This is a genomic window from Mesorhizobium sp. P160927, assembly GCF_057766385.1.
The window spans coordinates 5014909-5033418 of sequence record NZ_JBYMDW010000001.1; the positions used below are offsets into that span (position 1 = coordinate 5014909).

The following is an 18510-nucleotide window of genomic DNA, read 5'->3' on the forward strand; positions in this document are numbered from 1 at the left end:
AAACCATTTCACGCTTTCCCTGGAATGCCCTAACCCTTGAGCAGCGCCGCCAGCCGCGGAATGCCCTCGCTCACCGCGCGGCGGGTGGCCAGCGTGAACGACAGCCGCAGCGTGTTGCGCCCGGTGCCGTCGGCGTAAAAGGCGTTGCCGGGCACGAAGGCTACCCGCGCCTCCTTCACCGACCGTGCCAGGAGTTCCGTGGCGTCGGTGCCTTCCGGCAGCGTCACCCAGACGAACATGCCGCCTTCCGGATGGCTCCAGGTCACCCCCTCCGGCATGTTGGCTTCAAGCGCGCCAAGCAGGCCGTCGCGGCGCTCGCGATAGGCGCCGATGAGTTTTTCCAATTGGTCGTCGAACACGGCTTCGGCGACCCGGTGCATCACCATCTGGTTGACCGACGGGCTGTGCAGGTCGGACGCCTGCTTCATCAGCACCAGTTTTTCCACCACGTGACGCGGCGCGCAGACCCAGCCGACACGCATGCCCGGCGACAGGATTTTCGAGAACGAGCCGCAATAGAGCGTGCGCGCCTTGTCGATGCCGCCGGACCTGATGCAGTCGAGCGCCAGGATCGGCGGCACACCCTCGCCGTCATATCGCAGCGCCCGGTAGGCGGCATCCTCGATGACGGCGATGTCGAGCTCGCCGGCAAGGTCGAGCACGGCCTCGCGCTGCTTTCGGCCTAGCGTGTTGCCGGTCGGATTGGCGAAATCGGGCACCAGATAGGCGAATTTCACCTTGCCGCCACTAGCGGCGGCAGCAGTGTGGTAGGCATCGGGCGTCATGTTCCCGCCCTCGGGCCGCAGCCGGTCATAGCGCAGCTCGTAGGCGTTGAAGGCCTGCAGCGCGCCGAGATAGGTCGGCCACGTCACCAGCGCGGTATCGTTTGGCGAGAGGAACAGCTTGCCGAGGTAATCCAGCGCCTGCTGCGAGCCGGAGGTGATGAAGATGTTGGCCTCGTCGCAGGCCACGCCGAGCTTGCCCATTTGCCCGGCGAGCCAGCGCCGCAGCGGCAGATAGCCTTCCGAAACCTGGTATTGCAGTGCTGCCGCGGCTTCCGGCCCGCCGAGCACGTCGGCATAGGCATCGCGGATGGCGTCTGCCGGAAACAGCGACGGATCGGGAATGCCGCCGGCGAAGGAGAGGATGTCGGGCTGGTCGAGCAGCTTCAACAGCTCGCGGATTTCGGAGGCCTTCATGCGCGACGAGCGCGAGGCCAGGAGGTTCAAAAGGGTCACGGCACGCCTCCCCGGACGTTTTTACAATAGGTCAACCTAACTGACCTATATCCGCTTTGCCAGGCGATTTGAATAGGGCCTGAAGGGCTTCCGCTATACTCCAGTCACCGACAGGCCGGACGGGCAACGGCGCGGTTTCCGCTAAAGGCCCTTCTTGTAACCGATATGGCTGGCACTGAAGCCGAGCTCTTCATAGAAGCGGTGCGCATCCGCTCGCCCCTTGTCGGTGGTGAGCTGCACAAGGCCGCAGCCCCGCGCCCGGCACTCTTCGATCGCCCATTCGAACATCTTCTTGCCGACGCCGTCGGAGCGCCTGCCGCTGACGACGCGAACCGCCTCGATCTGTCCACGCCAGCCGCCCTTGCGCGAAATGCCGGCAAGGAAGCTGATCTGCAAGGTGCCGATTACCTCCGCGCCATCCACGGCCACGGCAAGCAGCTGATTGGGATCGGCATCGATGGCGTCGAAGGCATCGAAATAGCCCCGCGCCAACGGCAGCGAGGCATCTTCGCGGGCCGCACCCAGCGGATCGTCCGCGAGCATGGCGACGATGGCTGGCAGATCAGAGGCTTGCGCCTTGCGGAATTGGATGTCGGGCATGAGGCGTGAAATACGGCTGGCCGCCGCCGGCGGCAAGCCGCTAATGGAACGGATCAGTGGGCGGCGCAACCTTTCGAGGTTCAATCCCCGTCCCCTGCCGGCTTGGCCTTGCCGCACTGCGCCAGCACTTTGCCGATGGCCGCGCTCGAGCCCTTCAGCGGAAAACTGTTCGCGCCATATTTAGCCCCGCTGACCGACACGTCGCCTTTGCCGCGCAGCAGGTCCAGCAACGGATCGGCTTTCGCCAGGTCGACCACGAAATAATTGTACATGGCCTCCAGCTGCAGCGTCTTGGTCACCGTCTTGCCGTCGGCCTTGAAGTCGAACGCGCCGCTGATGCCCGGTTCCAGCTGCTGGCCCGCATTGCCGAGGTCGTAGCTCAGCACCGGATTGTCGAAACAGGTCAGCGTCAGATGCGCATCGCCTTTCGGCCCGCCGCAGACGGAAGCCGTCAGCACGCTGCCGCCCTCGTCTTCTTCCATCTTGGCGCTCCAGCCGCAGGACGCGGCAAAAGCCGGTTGCGCACCGAGCAATGCCGCCAAGGCACCGGCAACGAGACATCTTCTCATGACTTTCCCCCTCCGACCATTTGCAGCACCCGCCGGCAGCATATAGGAAAAGCCGTTGAATGGCATTGCACGTGCCGCGCGCCTTGGAGAGACCGGTGTTGAGGGCCTTTGGTCGCCTGTGTTTTCTGACAGCCGCCCTGGTGGCCTTGCCGCTCGCCGCGCATGCCGAATGGAAGCCGGTCGAGAAGGTGGAGACCTATGCCATTTCAGGCCAATCCGGACCGGAGCTCTACCGGTCGATCGGCGAGAACGGGCCTAATGTCGGCATTGCCCGCGCCATCGCCCACACCAATTTCAAGCTGACCTGGACCAGGGATTATCAGCCGCGCGCCGGAGCCTGCGTGCTGGTATCGGCCAAGCCCAAGCTCATCATCACCTACACCTTGCCCAGCCCCTCCTCGCCGCTGCCGTCCGCCATCCAGAAGAACTGGGAGGTTTTCCTCGCCGGCGTCAGCGCCCACGAAAAGGTGCATGGCGCGACCATTGTCGACATGGCCCGCAGGATCGAGGCGGCGACAGTCGGCCTCACCGTTCCCGACGATCCCAAATGCAGCAAGATCCGGGTCGAGATGACCAAACGCCTGTCCGCCCTTTCGCAGGCGCAGCGGCAGGCAAGCCGCGATTTCGACCGCGTCGAACTCGGCCAGGGCGGCAATCTGCAAAAACTCATTCTTGCCCTGGTCAATGGCGGCTGAGCCACCGCGCCTCGCGGCGCGGTGGCATATCCGCGGTTCGCTCCGGTCTACCGGCTAAGATCCAGCGCCGCGCTCAGATCCCCCATCGGCGGCTCGCCATTGGCGGCCAGCGCCTTGTCGCGGGCGACGATGCCCGTCAGCACCGGCAGATCGTAGCGCGCGGTGATGAAGCGCAGGATCGACGTCGTGTCGTATTGCGTGTGGTCGACCGTCCCCATCCTGGCGTAGGGCGAGATGACGAAGGCCGGGATGCGGTTGCCCGGGCCCCAGCGGTCGGCCTTCGGCGGCGCGACGTGATCCCAGAAGCCGCCATTCTCGTCATAGGTGATGACGACCAGCATGTGGCTCCATTGCGGGCTCTTCTCCAGATGCGCGACGAGGTCGGCCAGATGCTGGTCGCCCGATGTCACGTCGGCATAGCCTGAGTGCTCGTTGAGGTTGCCCTGCGGCTTGTAGAAGGCGACCTGCGGCAGCTTGCCGTCGTCGATCTCCTTGATGAATTCGGCGCCATTCAGGCCGCCATCCCTGAGATGCTCGGTGCGCGCGGCGGTGCTGGGCGCGTAGGCGGCGAAATAGTTGAACGGCTGGTGGTGGAACTGGAAGTTCGGCACCGGCGTGGCGTTCTTACCGTCGAGGGTCGCCTGCCAGGCGCCGGCGTACCAGGCCCAATCGATGCCCTTCAGCGACAGGAGATCGCCGATGGTGATGTCGTGCTGCGGCGGCAGCGTGGTGGGCGCGGCCGGATCGGCCAGCGCCTTGTCGCCGCCCTCCGCCGGCTTGTTGGAGCTCGGCTGATAGGGCGGCTGCATGGTGTTGACGGCGTAAAAATCGGGCGTGATGGCGCCGTCATTGGCGAATTTCGGCACGCCGCCCAGCGCCGACGGCGGCGAATTGTCGGCCACCTTCAAGGTCGTGCCGTCGGCCTCGACCACGGCGATCTGGCCCTTGATCGGACTGGTGTCGGCATGCGGATAGACCGGCGTACAGGCGCAGGCGAGTTGGAAATGGTTGAGGAAGGAACCGCCGAAGGCGCCCTGGAAGAAATTGTCCGCCAGCACGTACTTCTTGGCTATCCGCCACATCGGCAGGATCGAGCCGTCATAATGGCCCATGACCAGGCCGCCGGAATCGGCCCAGGCGACGAATTTGTCGTTCTTGCCGCCGTCGATCTGCATCTGCTCCTGATAGAAACGGTGCCACAAATCGTGGGTGATGACATTGGTTCCTTCGTTGAAGCCCTTGGGATCGTCGATGGCGAAGGCGGCGTTGGCGAGATGCGCGGTCTGCGCCTCCGTCACCACGGGGGTGACGCCTTTTCCGGTCAGCCCACCCCAGGCCGGCGGCAGTTCGGTGAGCGGCTTGCCATCGCGGTCGAGCTGGCGCGCCTGGTCGGCCGAGACATTGGCCAGCCCATTGGCGCCGGGGAAGCCGCCATAAAGATTATCGAAGCTGCGGTTCTCTGCATATATGACGACGACGGTGTCGATCTTGTCGAAGCCGGGAGGGGCGGCATCGGCGGCCGCAAGGGGAAACCAGGCCGAACCGGCCAGACAGAAGGAAGTGAGGAACTTGAGCCTCGTCATGGAAAGACCTCGTGGCTTGACTGTGGCTAATGGGGCTATGGGGCTATGGCGCGGCAACCATAGGCAGCTAACGTGGCTGCCTTGTCACCTTTGTGACATCGGCCGCCTCGGCGAACACGGTTTCGTGAGCACTGGGACCGGTCATCAATCCGTTGCACTGCGTTCTTATTTCCGGGCCAAAGCGGACCGTGGCCCATGATGATGAGACGATGGAAAAGCCTGATGATCGCGAGCGCCGCGATCTTGGCATTTGGCTTTGCCGCGCCCGCGAATACGGCGGGGCCGGACGGCGTCCATCCCGGTCCGCTGTCGCGTGGGCAAGCCTTCGCACGCGCCGAGGCGCTGACTGCCTTGGGGCGAAAAATGTTCTTCGACCCGGCGCTCTCGGCTTCGGGAAAACAGGCCTGTTCCTCCTGCCACGATCCGCGCCACGCCTTCGGTCCGGCCTCCGCATCTCCCGTCGAGAGGGGCGGCCCGAACCTCGACCAGTCCGGCGTGCGCGCGGTGCCGTCGCTGCGCTACCTTGAGGCGGCGCCCGCCTTCACCGAGCATTTCCACGATTCCGAGGACGAGGGCGACGAGAGCGTCGACAATGGCCCGACCGGCGGCCTGACCTGGGACGGTCGCGTCGACCATGGCGAGGACCAGGCGAAAATCCCCCTGCTCTCGCCCTTCGAGATGGGCAACAAGGATGCCCTGGCGGTCACTGCTGTCTTGCGCAAGTCAGCCTATGCCGACGAGTTCAAGGCAACCTTCGGCAACGATGTCTTCGACCGCCCGGGCGATGCCTTCGACGCCGCCGCCGAGGCGCTTGGCACGTTCGAGCAGAGCGCGGCCGACTTCTACCCCTATTCCAGCCGCTACGACGCCTTCCTCGCCGGCAAGGCAACGCTGTCGGCGCAGGAACTGCATGGCCGCGAACTGTTCGAGGACGAGGCGAAAGGCAATTGCGCCTCCTGCCACCTCAGCGAACCGGCCAGTGACGGCGAGCCGCCGCAATTCACCGATTTCGGCCTCATCGCCATCGCCGTGCCGCGCAACCCGACCATCCCGGCCAACGCCGATCCGGCCTATGTCGATCTCGGCCTGTGCGGCCCGCTGCGCACCGACTTCAAGGGCCGGACGGAGTATTGCGGCCTGTTCAAGACACCGACCCTGCGCAACGTCGCGCTGCGCAAGAGTTTCTTCCACAACGGATACTTCCACACGCTCCGCGACGTGGTCGCCTTCTACGCCAGCCGCGACACCGACCCTGGCCGCTGGTACCCCAGCAATGCCGACGGCACGATCAGGCAATATGACGATCTGCCAAAGGCTTACTGGCCGAACTTGAATCAGGATCCGCCCTTCAACGGCAAGAAGCCCGGCGACAAACCGGCGCTCAACGAGGCCGAGATCGACGACATCGTCGCGTTTCTCGCCACGCTCAACGACGCCGACCACCGGGCAGTGCCGGCGAACTGAACCCTGACGCGCCCTGCCCAGTCCCGGGCCTTCCCACCCGCGAAGAACGGGGGGCTCCATCCCTGCAGGATTTAATGCGTGGCAACGCCCTGAAGCCGTAAGGAATGACATGTCCCATTAGCGCTTCCTAAACCGCTCTGTCGTATCCCTTTGCCAATCGATGGCGGAACGCTGATGAACGCATTCAGGCGAGCAGTCGGATTTATCATGATCCTTGTGACCGGCGCGGCGATGCTGGCTGCGCTGCACATCGACGCCCAGCGGAACTTCGCGCTGGCAAGACAACGGTATGTCGAAAACTCCCAGGCCGCGGCCCGGGCAACGGCCAAGACCGTCGAAGACGCCCTGCGGGCCGTCTACGAAAATGTGCGGACTCTGAGCTACCTGCCAAGCGTGAGAAACCTCGATCGGCATGGCACAAACCTTGGCGACGAGGGTCGCGCGACAATCCAGCAGATCTACAACAACCTCGCCAACAACGTCTCCATTTCCGAGGTCTACTTTCTGCCGCTGGATTTCGACCCCGACGGCTTCGATGCCGTGACCGGAAAGCTCGAGGAACCGATCCTCCAGTTCGACCAGCTGATCGTGAATGCAAAGGCGAGGTCCGATGCCGCTGGCGGCGCAAAGCGGGTAAAACTGGACGCCAGTGCGCTGACCCGCCCGCCGGAAGAAGTCGAGACCTATGAATACCACGAACTGGCAAAGCAGCTTGCCTGGCTGAAGGCGAACTATCCGAATTCGAGCGCCATTGACGGGCTGGATGTGCCGATCATCGGCACGAAGGAGCTCATCACTTGCGATAACACCGATTTCATCCATACCGGCAATGACGCCGATCGCTCCGGCTTTATCCTGTCGGTCCCGGTCTACGGCGGGGACGGCAGCCTGCGCGGCTCCGTCTCGGCGATCATGCTCACCTCGGCGCTGCGCAAACTGTTGCCGAGCAGCGACTATGTCATCGTCAATTCAGGCTACGGTTTCGAATCCGACCAGCACAAGATGGCGACGGCCCTGGCGGCGGATTCCCGAGCCTTCACGGCGGCGGACCCCAATCTGATCTACTCCGAAGTCCTCCCGCTCTCACTCAACGATCCTAGAAGCGCCTGGCGCCTCTGGGCCGGTTTTCCCAACAGCAGGTTCGACAGCGATACGGACACCCGGTCCGTGCGGCAATTCGAGTTGGCCGGTTATGTCGCGGTCGCGGTGGGCACCCTGCTGGCGCTGGCCTGCTGGTATGCGATCGGGCGGGCCATGACGATGCAGGTCAATGCCGCCGAGACTTTGGAGCGACGGGTCGAGGAGCGCACCGCTCAGATCCAGCACCTCGCCACGCACGACATTCTCACCGGCCTGCCCAACCGGGGCCTGCTGGCCGACACGATGGACGAGGCGCTTAGAAGCCTCAGGGAGGATGAGAAGCTGGCCGTCCACTGCATCGACCTCGACCGGTTCAAGCCGGTCAACGACACGTTGGGGCATCCGGTCGGCGACGAGCTTCTCGGGGCAGTGGCGAAGCGCCTGAAACAGCAGGCCGGCGAAACCGCCATGGTAGCAAGAGTGGGCGGCGACGAGTTCGTCATCCTCCAGCTCCTGCTCGACGGCAACGACGAGGCCGGCGTGCTGGCAAGCCGTGTCATTCATGCCTTGTCCGACGAATTCTCGATCCAGGGCCACAAGGTCAACATCGGCAGCAGTATTGGCATCGCCGTCTTCCCCGACGACGGGCAAAGCTCGGAAGCGCTGATCCGCAATGCCGACCTTGCCTTGTACAAAGCCAAAATGGAGGGTCGTGGCACCGCCCGGTCGTTCGAGCCGGGAATGGATGCAAAACTGCAGGAGCGGCGCCAGCTGGAATCCGAACTTGCCCTCGGCGTGACCAACGACGAATTCGTCCTGTACTATCAACCACTGCACGACGCAAAGACCTCGACACTCACCGGCTTCGAAGCATTGGTGCGATGGAACCATCCACGCCTCGGCCTGCTGCCGCCATCGGAGTTCATCCAGATGGCCGAGGAGACCGGCGCCATCGACGCGCTTGGCGAGTGGATCATGCAGCGGGCCTGCAGCGATGCCGCGAAATGGCCGCTGCCCGTCAAGATCGCGGTTAATCTCTCGCCGGCCCAGTTCAAGCAACCGGGTTTGTCGCTCCAGATTGCCTCGGCGCTCGCGGCTTCGGGCCTGCTGCCGTCACGGCTCGAGCTGGAGATCACCGAGTCGGTGCTGCTGGCGAACAATGAAAACACGGTCAGAACGCTACACAGCCTGCGCGACCTTGGCATCAGCATCGCCATGGACGATTTCGGCACCGGCTATTCCTCGCTGAGCTATCTCAGGTCGTTCCCGTTCAACCGCATCAAGATCGACCGCAGCTTCGTCAGCCTGATGTGCGAGAGCAGCGAAAGCCGGGCGATCGTCAAGGCCGTCGCCGACCTTGGCACCACGCTCGGCATGACGACGACCGCCGAAGGCGTCGAGACCGAGGCCCAGTATCGCCTGGTCAGGGAGAATGGCTGCACGGACGTCCAGGGCTGGTTCTTTGGCCGCCCGATGCCGGTTTCCGAACTCCATGCGCTTTTCGAACAGCCGGAAGTCTTGACCGCGTAGCGCTGCGGCCCGCCTCAAATCGCCCGGATAATCCCCCCATCGACGCGTATATTCTGGCCGGTGATGTAGCCGGCCCCTTCCGACGCCAAAAACGCAATCGTCGCGGCGATCTCTTCCGACGTCCCATACCGCTGCATCGGCACGGAGTCGCGGCGCTCTTCGGTCGCCGGCAGGCTGTCGATCCAGCCGGGCAGCACATTGTTCATGCGCACATTGTCGGCCGCGTAGGTGTTGGCGAAAATCTTGGTGTAGGCGGCAAGGCCGGCGCGGAACACGGCCGATGTCGGGAACATCGCGTTCGGTTCTGCCACCCAGGCCGTCGAGATGTTGATGATGGCGCCGGCCTTCTGCTTGACCATCTGCGGGGCCACGATGCGCACCGGCCGGATGACGTTCATCAGGTAGACGTCCATGCCGGTGTGCCACTGCTCGTCGGTGATCTCCAGGATCGGCGCGCGCGGCCCGTGGCCGCCGCTGTTGACCAGCACGTCGATGCGGCCATAGCGCTCCAGAGTCAGGTCCGCGAGCCGCCGCAGATCCTCGTTAGATTGGTTGGAGCCGGTGACGCCGATGCCGCCCAGCTCCTTGGCCAGCGCCTCGCCCTTGCCGGACGAGGATAGGATCGCGACCTTGAAGCCATCCGCCGCCAGCCGCTTGGCCGCCGCCGCCCCCATGCCGCTGCCGCCGGCCACGATGACAGCTGTCTTTTCTACACTCATCGGATTTCCTCTTCAGATTGGCGGGAGCTACGGTTTCAGCGGTCCTATAGCCGGTTACGCCGCGCAGTTCGAACGAGAAAGCCTGAATTGGGCTGCAGAAAACTTGCGCGTTGAGCTGCGCCCTATCCTTCCACCGTCTCCAACTCACTCAGCAGCGTGCCTTCCATGTCCGGTTCGTCGCCGGAACAGACGCACAGCATCTCGGCGTCGCCCTCGCCCACCGACAGATAGGCGTGGCCCATGGTGGAATCGATGTAGACGCTCTCGCCCGCTTTCAGCCGCACCGGCGCGTACTGGTCGGTGTGCAGTTCGATCTCGCCCTTGAGCACGATCAGGAATTCCTCGCCGGCATGCCTGGTCAGCGGGCCGAACTCTTGCGGCGTGCGGGCGCGCGCATAGGCGTGGATCGGCACCATGCGCTTGCGCACCAAGTCGGTGGCGAGATACCGGTAGTCGTAGTTTCGGGTCAGCTGGCGCAGCGTGTTGGACTGCGAGGTCACCGAGCGGCGGGTGCGCGTCGCCGGCTGCTTGCGGTCGCCGCTGAGCAGTTCCGTCACATGGATGCCGAGCCCCTCGCAGATCTGCAAGAGCTTGTCGTAGCTCAGCGACATCTGGTCGTTCTCGACCTTGGACAGCGTCGACACCGCCACGCCAGTGAGCGCGCTGACCTCCTGCAACGTCCAGCCATGCGTCTTTCTCAAAGAGCGCAGACAGTCACCGAGGTTCGGTTGCTCCGACATCGCCAGCTCCAAGGCGCGGGATCGCGCCGCTCCACCCTAGGTAGTCGAACTCCCCCCTGCCATCAACAACATCAACAATTTTCTTATACGCTAAATATTGACTGGATACGAAATTATTTTTACGACTGATGAATGCAGTCGAGCTCCCTCAGAAAGATCATCGTGATCGGCGGAGGCATTGCCGGCCTCTCGCTTGCCGCCGAGGTGGCGGCCTGGGCCGAAGTCACCGTCATCGAGCGCGAACCGCATCTCGGCTATCACGCCAGCGGACGCTCCGCCGCTCTGTTCACCGAGACTTACGGCAACCGCCTCGTGCGCGGGCTGACGCTGGCCAGCCGGCAGGCGATCGTCGAGGGCGGTTTCGTCGCCCACCGGCGTGGCGCGCTGCATGTCGGATGGACCGGTGACGATGCCGCCATCGACAAGCTGGCTCGTGATTTGCAGGCGCTGGTGCCATCGGTGCGCCGCCTCTCGGCGGCCGAGCTCCACGCGCTGGTTCCGGTCGTTGCCCAGCAAGCCACCTGCGGCGGCGTCTATGAGCCGGACGCGGTGGATGTCGACACGGACAAGATGCTGGCGACCTGCGCGTCCAAGCTCAAAGCCAGCGGCGGTACCATCCGCACCGGCGAGGAGGTCCGCGCCATCTCACGCGACGGCAGCGCTTTTCGGGTTGAAACAAGCGCCGGCGTCTACTCGGCTGACATCGTCGTCAACGCCGCCGGCGCCTGGGTGGATGTTGTCGCCGGCATGGCGGGGCTCGCGGGCCTCGGCTTCCAGCCGAAACGGCGCACCGCCTTCCTGTTCGATCCGCCCGCCGGGTTGGACATCGCGGGCTGGCCGCTGGTGGTCGACCTGCACGAGCAGTTCTACTTCAAGCCCGATGCCGGCAGATTGATCGGTTCGCTCGCCGACGAGACAGACTCCGAGCCTTGCGATGCGTATCCCGAAGATATGGACGTCGCCATCGCCGTCGACCGCATCGAACAGGCAACGTCGATGCGCATCGGCCGCCCGTCGACGCCATGGGCGGGCCTGCGCACCTTCGCGCCCGACCGCACGCCGGTCGCCGGCTTCGACCCGCGCCTGCCCGGCTTCTTCTGGCTCGGCGGCCAGGGCGGCTACGGTTTTCAGGTGTCGCTGACGCTGGCCAGGCTGAGCGCCGCGCTGATGCGGGGCGAGCCGCTGCCCGAAGATGTAATCGCGCTCGGCATCACCGCTGGGGCGCTGGCGCCTGATCGCTTCCTTACCTCGGCGGCGACGCCATGAAGTTCCTTCCCTCAACCCCGAAATGCGTCATCAGGAGCGTTTGCGATGAAATCTATGCGCGCGGTGCTTGTCACGTCCCTTCTGGCCACGTCCCTTCTGGCCACGTCCCTTCTGGCCTCATCCGTCCTTCTCGGCGGGCAGGCCTACGCCAAGACGCTGGTCTATTGCTCGGAAGCCAATCCCGAGACCTTCAACCCGGCGATCGGCATCGCCGATTCCACCATGGACGCCGCCGCAAAGACGATCTTCAACCGGCTGGTCGAGTTCAAGCCGGGCACGACCGAGGTCGGACCGGCGCTGGCCGAAAGCTGGGACGTCTCGTCGGATGGCAAGACCTACACTTTCCATCTCAGGCACGACGTGAAGTTTCAGTCGAACGAGCATTTTTCGCCCACGCGCGACTTCGATGCCGACGACGTGCTCTACACCTTCAACCGCCAGCGCGACGCCAACAATCCCTATCACAAGCTTGGCGGCGGCTCTTACGAGTACTTCAACGCGTTGGGCATGGGCACGCTGATCGGGAAAATAGACAAGGTCGACGATTACACCGTGCGCTTCACCCTGACGGCTCCCAACGTCACCTTCCTGGCCGGGCTGGCACTCGACTATCTCTCCATCCTGTCGCTGGAACAGACCGAAAAGATGGTCGCGGCCGGCACGCCGGAATTGATCGACAGCATGCCGGTCGGCACCGGCCCGTTCGTGCTTGAGGCCTATGTGCCCGACAGCCAGGTCCGCTACGCCGCCAACAAGGATTACTGGCGCGGCGCGCCGAAGATCGACACGCTGGTCTTCGCCGTCACGCCCGAGCCGACGACCCGCGTCGAGCGCATCAAGGCCAATGAATGCCAGCTCGCCGCCCCGCCGCCGCCAAGTGCTGTCGCCGACCTGCGCAGCGATCCCGACATCACGGTTCTCGACCTCAAGGGCCAGAACATCGGCATCCTCGGCTTCAATGTCGAGCACCAGCCGCTGGGCGACGTGCGCGTGCGCACGGCACTGGCCAAGGCCATCGACCGCAAGGCGATCGTCGATGCGGTCTACGCCGGCGCCGGCACGGTGGCCGGCAGCGTCGTGCCGCCGGCGCAGCTCGGCGCCGTCACCGATGCCGGCATCGACTACGATCCCGATGGCGCCAAGAAACTGCTCAAGGAATCGGGCCACGAAAGCGGCCTCAAGATCAGCCTGTGGGCGATGCCGGTGTCGCGCCCCTACAACCCCAACGCCAAGCGCATGGCCGAGATGATCCAGGCCGACTGGGCGAAGGTCGGCGTGCAGACGGAGATCGTCAGCTTCGAATGGGGCGAATACCTCAAGCGCACCGCTGCGGGCGAACAGGACGCCTTCCTGCTCGGCGGCAGCAGCGACAATGGCGATCCCGACAACATGCTGAGCTATCTGCTCTCCTGCGACGGCGTGAAGGGCGGCTCCAACCGCTCGCGCTGGTGCGACAAGGGTTTCGAGAAGCTGCTCGATGAGGGCCGCGTTGCCGCCGACCCGAAAGAGCGCGCCGCGATCTATGGAAAGGCGCAGGCCATCCTGAAGGCCGAGGTGCCGGTGGCGCCGATCGCCCATTCGATGGTGGCGATCCCGATCCGCAAGAGCGTCCTAAACTACGTGCTCGACCCCTTCGGCCGGCAGAATTTCGCCGCCGTCGACATGTCGGAGTGAGGCTTGTCACGCCGGGTGCCCCCTCATCAAAGGCAAAACGCCAGCCGATTTGCGAAGATCCCGCGATCCACAAAAAGCGAGACCACCGTGCCAAAAGACCTGAACGCTCTCCTCGATGCCTACCTCGGCGATGGCGCGGTGGGTGCGTCGCTCGCCTATGCCAGGGGTGACACCACACCGACCGCCCTCACCGCGGGCCTCGCCGATCGCGCGCAGGGCACGCCCGTCACGTCGGACCATCTGTTCAAGATCGGCAGCTGCACCAAGACCTTCGTCGCCGCGGCCCTCGTCAAGCTCGCCGAGACCGGCGAGCTCGACCTCGGCGCGCCGATCGCCTCCTGGTTCCCGGACCTGCCTGGCGCCAAAACCATATCGGTACGCCAGCTGATCAACCATCGCAGCGGCCTGCCGGAATTCGAATATTACATCCCGATGGACCCGAGCTGGCAATGGACGCCGCAACAGCTGGTCGACATCGCGTTCGCCTCCGACAAGCAGAAGGCGCCGGGCGGACCTGCCGTTTACAACAACACCGGCTATGTGCTGGCCGGCCTTCTGATCGAGGCGGTCGCGAAAGACTCTCTGGGCGGTTATGTCAGGACCGCGATACTGCAGCCGCTCGGCCTGAAAAATACCTGGTCGCCGGCGACCGAAACCTTTCCGGAAAAATCGATGGTGCGCGGCTATTACCATCGGCCACCGCCGGCGCCGAACGCGCCCACCGATATAGCCTCGGGCGGCGAGATGTGGCGCATGGACGGCGTGCTGCCCTACCGCGATGAGCTGCAGGATTCGTCCGACTCCTTCCCGTTCGCCGCCGCCTATGGCTGCGGCGACATGGTGTCGACCCCGTCAGACATGGTCGGCTTCATGCGTGGCCTGTTCTCCGGCAAGCTGCTGTCGCCCTCCTTCTTCGCCGAGATGTTCGAACACCGCGTACCGGCGAGTTTTCCAGGCACACGCATGCGGGAGACGGGCGCGGGCATGTTCCGGAGCGCCTATGCCGGCCGCGCCTTCTACGGCCACCAGGGCAGCATTCCGGGCTACGTCGCCGTCATGCTGCACGACCCCGAGACGGACCTCACCATCGCCATGACCAGTAATGTCGGCTCCGGCAATCGCCTCTCCTTCCAGGCCAGTGGCCTGCACGGGGTCGTCGATCAGGCGATCCGTATCATTCTCGACTGACCACGTTCAGCCGCCCCGGCGCGACGACGGATCGGGCAGGCCCGGCAGCATCTGGCTCAGCACCCGGTCGCGAAGGAAGAAATGGTGGAAGATGGCGGCGGCCGCGTGCAGGCCGGCGAGCCACATCATGACGTCGCCGAGCGTGCCGTGAATCTCCGCCAGCGGCGCGCCCCAGCTGCCCGAAAATGGACCGATCGCTCCCAATCCATAGACAGTAACCGGGTGGCCGCCGAACAAGGCGCCGACCATGGCTGTCGCCGGAACCGCGAACAGCAGCGCATAGAGCGCCCAATGCGTTGCCTTCGAGGCGACCCCCATCCAGGACGGCATGGCCGGGGCATCGGGAACACGATCGAACCGGCGCCAGATCAGGCGAACGACCAGCAAGCAGAAAACGGTGAAGCCGAGCGACTCGTGCAGCAGCAGCGTCGACGCCCTGGCCGCCGAATAGACCCGCTCCGGCGGACCGCCCGCCGAGACCAGGAAGGCAATGAGCACCAGCAGTGCCGTCAGCCAATGAAATGCCTGGGCGAGGCGCCCATAGCGGGTTGTCGTGCCGGACAGCGACATGCGAGAGCTCCGAAACGGTTGGACATCTCCCCTCGCTCGTGAATGTGGCCTTATTTCAGCTGTTCCTCAATCGCCTTGCTGCGCGAATGGCATCGCCGAGTTCGCTGGCGGCGCAGCCCGACAAGGTCCGACAAGGTTCAGCTTAACTCGTGGAGCGGAAGATTGTGGCGGCGCCAGCCACCATCTCGGCATTGTCCCTAGCCACCGTTCCATCGGCGAGCGTCTTGCCGTCCTCCAGCCCGACTCGTGTCGACCAGCGCTTTTGCCGCGCAAGGTGCACGAACGGCCAGACCGTGCCGTCGACGCCGTGCAGCAGGATCTGCCGCCGCACGCCTGCGCGGTCGAGCACGGCGGCGATGTCATGCGCCTCGTCGAGGGCTCCAGGCAGGTCCGGTATGTCGATCTCGATCAGGATGCGCAGTACGCGGCCGTGATCGGCGAGCGCCACGAAGCGCTCGGCATCTTCCGTCGTGGCCAGCCCCGCCTCGATGCCGACGCCCTGCTTGCGCAACAGCTCCATCACGGCGGGCGCGTCGGCTTCCGAAAGATTGACCGAGGCATAATCGGGCAGTTCCCGCCAGGCGGCGATTGCCGCGCGGGTGCGCGCCACATCGTTCTCGATCCAGTCGCCGGTCGAGACGCCGATCAATGTGCCCGGGCAGGCTTGGCGCACGGCAAGGACCGTCGCATCCACCGCCGCCAGGCTTTCGCGCCCGTCGGCGCCGCGCGGATGGATGTGCAGTTCGGCGGCACCCGCGGCGACGCAGGAAGCGGCATCGCCGGCCATTGCCTGTGCCGTCAGCGGCAGCGTGGGATGGAAATCGCGCGGACGCGCGCCGTTGATGCAGGCTTGAACGATCATCGATTTCACCTCGGACTAAAGAGCGCACTCCAGCTCTGTGCCTTTTACGCAATTCCGGACGGAAACCGGTTACACACTTTCCTGGGATTGCTTGTCTTATGACTCTAGCCGCGCCGCCAAACCGTGCAAAGCCATGGCGCCCTGACACGGCGGCGCCGCCGCCAGGGCGCCTCTCACGGCATTCGCCGGCATTTGAATAAAAGGCGCCTGGGGATATTTACGCCACTTTGCGCCAGGCCGGCCAATATCCATCAGGGCGGGATCATGGAGGGACCATTGACCAGCGATTTTTCAGCCGCCCGTCTCCATCTCGAACGCGCCTACCACTATCTGCGCGGCAATGACGAGACGAGCCGCGCCACATGCGAGGCCCTCGACCTGTTGATCGAGATGGTGGCGGAAGCACAACACAGGAAGCCGGAACCCGGAGTGCTGGAATTTCCGCGAGCGTCGGCGCGCCGACTCGGCTGAACAGCACGCGTGGAATTGGTTCAGCCTGCGCATCAAGTCTACGTCTTCACGCTTGGCGCTCCAGGCCGTTTTTGGAGCGACGTGCATCTGATCCGTCAGGACGCCCTGCGTCTCGATGCGGCGCCGGCCATTCGAGCCGCTTGCGCCACGACCCGCTCCAGCGGTTCGGGCCGGTGCAGCAGAAAACCCTGACCGAACTCGACGCCCATATCGCCCAGCATGGCCACCGTGTCCTGCCGCTCGATCTTTTCGCCCACCACGGTGCAACCGAGGCTGCGGGCAATGCTGGTGATGGCCAGCACGATCTCGCGATCGAAGCGGCTTTCGGTGACGTGTTCGATGAAGGAGCCATCGATCTTGATCGCGTCGACCGGAAAGCGCCTGAGATATTCGAACGAACTCATGCCGGCGCCGAAATCGTCGAGGCTGACCCGGCAGCGCCGCTCGCGCGCCTTGCGCACGAACGCCTCGGCCGCATCGAAATTGGTGACGGCGGCGGTTTCGGTGATCTCGAAGCCGATACCGAAATGCGGCGTCCCGGTTTCCTCGATGACCCGGTCGACAAAATCCCATAGTCCCGGGTCGCTCAGCGTCTGCGCCGACAGGTTGAAGCCGAGCGTGATCGCGCCGGACTTCATCGCCGCGCCATGCCGAGACAGCGCGGTGCGGATGATCCAGCGGTCGAGCCGCGCGGCAACGCCGAAGCGCTCCGCCGCCGGAATGAACTCGCCAGGCGGGATCAGCCGGCCACCCTGTCCGGCAAGCCGCGCCAGCACCTCGACATGGCGGCTCTCTTCCCAGGGCCTGCCCAGCAGGTGGATCTGCTGGCCGAACAATTTCAGCCTGCCGTCATCCATGGCGTCGACCGTGTCGGCTGCGAGCCGAGCCGCGTTGAGGCCGACCGAACCGGAGACGGCATCGGTCGAAAACAGCGCGAAGCGATCGCGCCCGGCGGCCTTGGCCGCGTAGCAGGCATCGTCGGCGCAGGCCAGCGCGTCGGCAACCGTGGTGGCACGGTCGCGGACGATGGTGATGCCGATGCTGGCCGCCAGCCGGCGCGACGTCGCGGCAAGGCCAAGATCGGCGTCGCGCACGGCCGCCAGGATGGCGGCGGCCAGACCTTCTGCTTGCACGGCGTCGCAATCGGGCACCATCAGGGCGAACTCGTCGCCGCCGAGCCGCGCCGCATGCGCCGATGGCGGCAGGCAGCGGCCGATACCCGCCGCGACGCTCTTCAGCGCCAGATCGCCCGCGGCATGGCCGGCGAAATCGTTGAGGGCCTTGAAGTAGTCGAGGTCGACATAGAACACCGCCAGCGGCACGCCAGTCGTGATGTGGTGGGCGAGCAGCCGGTCGAAGGCGGCGCGGTTCCAAAGGCCGGTCAGTGCGTCGTGTCGGGCGGCGAAGGCAAGCTCCTGTTCGCGCAACTTGTCCTCGGTGATGTCGCGCACGGTGCCCAGGACCTGGCCCGCGGCACCGGCGGCGGCGATGAAGCGCAGCAGCGAATCGACATGGCGGATCTGGCCGTCGCGCTTGATAATGCGGTACTGCGCGGCGATGACGCCGTCGCTTTCCAACGGCACCCTGTGGGCGCGTTCGGCGGCGTCCTTGTCGTCGGGATGCAGGTAGCTGTGCCAGAGATCGGCCGTCACCTCGTCGGTCACTGCGACGAGGCCGAATATCTCTCTTGTGCGCGCGTCCCAATAGCTCTTGTTGGTAGCGATGTCGTAGTGCCAGATACCGGTGCCGCTGGCGGCGAGCGCCAGGCGAAAGCGGATATTGACCTGTTCGAGCGCGGCTTCGGCCGCCTTCTGCTTGGAGATGTCGGTCTGCACGCCCATCAGCCTGAGCGGCTTCCCGTCGGCGTCGCTCTCGACGATGCCGCCTCGGTCGAGCACCCAAACCCAATGGCCCTGCTTGTGCTTGAGCCTGAGTTCGGTCTCGATGGCGTCGGTCAGCCCGGCAATGTGGCGGTCGCCACTGGCCTGCGCCCGTTCCCGATCGTCGGGATGGGTAAGCTGCAGCCACAGGTCACTGGTATTGGCGAGTTCGCCCTCCTCGTAACCCAGCATTCGCGCCCAGGTCGCCGAATAGAAGCAGTCGCCGGTGCTGAGATCCCAGTCCCAGACGCCAAGATGGGCCCGCTCCAGGGCCTTGGCCCAAAACGCTCCGCTGCGACTTTTCTTACCCTGACCCGCCATCGTCCGTTCCGCCACCCCCGCCCCTGGGCAATCTGCGGCAAAACCAGAGAAGAAACCGTT

The 18510-nt window shown here is 64.8% G+C and carries 16 protein-coding genes; 7 read left to right on the forward strand and 9 right to left on the reverse strand.

Annotation, left to right across the window (positions count from 1 at the left end):
- Positions 1-29: 29 nt before the first annotated feature.
- From AC3CB8_RS24450 to AC3CB8_RS24460, 3 genes are all read right to left on the reverse strand, one after another.
- Positions 30-1199 (reverse strand): aminotransferase-like domain-containing protein, encoded by a 1170-nt coding sequence (locus tag AC3CB8_RS24450; protein WP_352563661.1) that lies wholly within the window; start codon positions 1197-1199, stop codon positions 30-32.
- Between the two features lie 180 nt (positions 1200-1379).
- The gene (locus AC3CB8_RS24455) at positions 1380-1838 is read right to left on the reverse strand and encodes a GNAT family N-acetyltransferase (protein WP_352563660.1); all 459 of its coding nucleotides are present in this window, start codon (positions 1836-1838) and stop codon (positions 1380-1382) included.
- A gap of 80 nt (positions 1839-1918) precedes the next feature.
- The gene (locus AC3CB8_RS24460) at positions 1919-2407 is read right to left on the reverse strand and encodes a hypothetical protein (protein ID WP_031252335.1); all 489 of its coding nucleotides are present in this window, start codon (positions 2405-2407) and stop codon (positions 1919-1921) included.
- Between the two features lie 59 nt (positions 2408-2466).
- Here AC3CB8_RS24460 and AC3CB8_RS24465 point away from each other — a divergent pair, with 59 nt between their 5' ends.
- Positions 2467-3102: a DUF922 domain-containing Zn-dependent protease gene (locus AC3CB8_RS24465; RefSeq protein WP_084056469.1), complete on the forward strand. Its 636-nt coding sequence runs from the start codon at positions 2467-2469 to the stop codon at positions 3100-3102.
- A gap of 47 nt (positions 3103-3149) precedes the next feature.
- On the opposite strand, the gene AC3CB8_RS24470 is transcribed toward AC3CB8_RS24465, so the two are convergent.
- On the reverse strand, positions 3150-4685 hold the full coding sequence (locus AC3CB8_RS24470; protein ID WP_352563643.1) for an acid phosphatase: 1536 nt from the start codon (positions 4683-4685) through the stop codon (positions 3150-3152).
- Positions 4686-4907: 222 nt separating this feature from the next.
- Here AC3CB8_RS24470 and AC3CB8_RS24475 point away from each other — a divergent pair, with 222 nt between their 5' ends.
- Positions 4908-6149, forward strand: coding sequence for a cytochrome-c peroxidase (locus tag AC3CB8_RS24475; protein WP_435053019.1), 1242 nt, complete (start codon positions 4908-4910; stop codon positions 6147-6149).
- Positions 6150-6356: 207 nt separating this feature from the next.
- Complete coding sequence (locus AC3CB8_RS24480) at positions 6357-8759, forward strand: putative bifunctional diguanylate cyclase/phosphodiesterase (RefSeq protein WP_245273941.1); 2403 nt, start codon at positions 6357-6359, stop codon at positions 8757-8759.
- 14 nt (positions 8760-8773) lie between these two features.
- Here the strand turns inward: AC3CB8_RS24480 and AC3CB8_RS24485 are convergent, their stop codons facing one another.
- Positions 8774-9478: an SDR family oxidoreductase gene (locus AC3CB8_RS24485; protein WP_023774046.1), complete on the reverse strand. Its 705-nt coding sequence runs from the start codon at positions 9476-9478 to the stop codon at positions 8774-8776.
- 122 nt (positions 9479-9600) lie between these two features.
- Positions 9601-10218: a helix-turn-helix domain-containing protein gene (locus AC3CB8_RS24490; RefSeq protein ID WP_023774045.1), complete on the reverse strand. Its 618-nt coding sequence runs from the start codon at positions 10216-10218 to the stop codon at positions 9601-9603.
- Positions 10219-10350: 132 nt separating this feature from the next.
- Here AC3CB8_RS24490 and AC3CB8_RS24495 point away from each other — a divergent pair, with 132 nt between their 5' ends.
- From AC3CB8_RS24495 to AC3CB8_RS24505, 3 genes are all read left to right on the forward strand, one after another.
- On the forward strand, positions 10351-11484 hold the full coding sequence (locus AC3CB8_RS24495; RefSeq protein WP_352595300.1) for an NAD(P)/FAD-dependent oxidoreductase: 1134 nt from the start codon (positions 10351-10353) through the stop codon (positions 11482-11484).
- Positions 11485-11529: 45 nt separating this feature from the next.
- A complete protein-coding gene (locus tag AC3CB8_RS24500; protein WP_352563640.1) occupies positions 11530-13158 on the forward strand; it encodes an ABC transporter substrate-binding protein in 1629 nt (542 codons plus the stop codon).
- Between the two features lie 87 nt (positions 13159-13245).
- Entirely contained in the window at positions 13246-14346 is a 1101-nt protein-coding gene (locus tag AC3CB8_RS24505; RefSeq protein WP_352563639.1) for a serine hydrolase domain-containing protein, read from the forward strand.
- 6 nt (positions 14347-14352) lie between these two features.
- Here AC3CB8_RS24505 and AC3CB8_RS24510 read toward each other — a convergent pair whose 3' ends face one another.
- Both AC3CB8_RS24510 and AC3CB8_RS24515 read right to left on the reverse strand, forming a co-directional pair.
- Positions 14353-14916 carry a cytochrome b gene (locus AC3CB8_RS24510; RefSeq protein ID WP_352547479.1) on the reverse strand — a complete coding sequence of 188 codons (564 nt, stop codon included), beginning with the start codon at positions 14914-14916 and terminating at the stop codon, positions 14353-14355.
- Between the two features lie 142 nt (positions 14917-15058).
- Positions 15059-15778, reverse strand: coding sequence for a 3-keto-5-aminohexanoate cleavage protein (locus AC3CB8_RS24515; RefSeq protein WP_352547481.1), 720 nt, complete (start codon positions 15776-15778; stop codon positions 15059-15061).
- A gap of 276 nt (positions 15779-16054) precedes the next feature.
- Between AC3CB8_RS24515 and AC3CB8_RS24520 the strand changes: the two genes are divergently transcribed.
- Positions 16055-16249: a hypothetical protein gene (locus AC3CB8_RS24520; RefSeq protein ID WP_023774040.1), complete on the forward strand. Its 195-nt coding sequence runs from the start codon at positions 16055-16057 to the stop codon at positions 16247-16249.
- Between the two features lie 95 nt (positions 16250-16344).
- Here AC3CB8_RS24520 and AC3CB8_RS24525 read toward each other — a convergent pair whose 3' ends face one another.
- Positions 16345-18450 carry an EAL domain-containing protein gene (locus tag AC3CB8_RS24525; RefSeq protein WP_023795768.1) on the reverse strand — a complete coding sequence of 702 codons (2106 nt, stop codon included), beginning with the start codon at positions 18448-18450 and terminating at the stop codon, positions 16345-16347.
- Between the last annotated feature and the right edge of the window lie 60 nt (positions 18451-18510).

Bases quoted from the DNA above. Each gene is read 5' to 3' on its own strand.
- AC3CB8_RS24450 (WP_352563661.1), bottom strand. From the start codon at position 1,199: ATGAAGGCCTCCGAAATCCGCGAGCTGTTGAAGCTGCTCGACCAGCCC.
- AC3CB8_RS24455 (WP_352563660.1), bottom strand. From the start codon at position 1,838: ATGCCCGACATCCAATTCCGCAAGGCGCAAGCCTCTGATCTGCCAGCC.
- AC3CB8_RS24460 (WP_031252335.1), bottom strand. From the start codon at position 2,407: ATGAGAAGATGTCTCGTTGCCGGTGCCTTGGCGGCATTGCTCGGTGCG.
- AC3CB8_RS24465 (WP_084056469.1), top strand. From the start codon at position 2,467: ATGGCATTGCACGTGCCGCGCGCCTTGGAGAGACCGGTGTTGAGGGCC.
- AC3CB8_RS24470 (WP_352563643.1), bottom strand. From the start codon at position 4,685: ATGACGAGGCTCAAGTTCCTCACTTCCTTCTGTCTGGCCGGTTCGGCC.
- AC3CB8_RS24475 (WP_435053019.1), top strand. From the start codon at position 4,908: ATGATCGCGAGCGCCGCGATCTTGGCATTTGGCTTTGCCGCGCCCGCG.
- AC3CB8_RS24480 (WP_245273941.1), top strand. From the start codon at position 6,357: ATGATCCTTGTGACCGGCGCGGCGATGCTGGCTGCGCTGCACATCGAC.
- AC3CB8_RS24485 (WP_023774046.1), bottom strand. From the start codon at position 9,478: ATGAGTGTAGAAAAGACAGCTGTCATCGTGGCCGGCGGCAGCGGCATG.
- AC3CB8_RS24490 (WP_023774045.1), bottom strand. From the start codon at position 10,218: ATGTCGGAGCAACCGAACCTCGGTGACTGTCTGCGCTCTTTGAGAAAG.
- AC3CB8_RS24495 (WP_352595300.1), top strand. From the start codon at position 10,351: ATGCAGTCGAGCTCCCTCAGAAAGATCATCGTGATCGGCGGAGGCATT.
- AC3CB8_RS24500 (WP_352563640.1), top strand. From the start codon at position 11,530: ATGAAATCTATGCGCGCGGTGCTTGTCACGTCCCTTCTGGCCACGTCC.
- AC3CB8_RS24510 (WP_352547479.1), bottom strand. From the start codon at position 14,916: ATGTCGCTGTCCGGCACGACAACCCGCTATGGGCGCCTCGCCCAGGCA.
- AC3CB8_RS24515 (WP_352547481.1), bottom strand. From the start codon at position 15,778: ATGATCGTTCAAGCCTGCATCAACGGCGCGCGTCCGCGCGATTTCCAT.
- AC3CB8_RS24525 (WP_023795768.1), bottom strand. From the start codon at position 18,450: ATGGCGGGTCAGGGTAAGAAAAGTCGCAGCGGAGCGTTTTGGGCCAAG.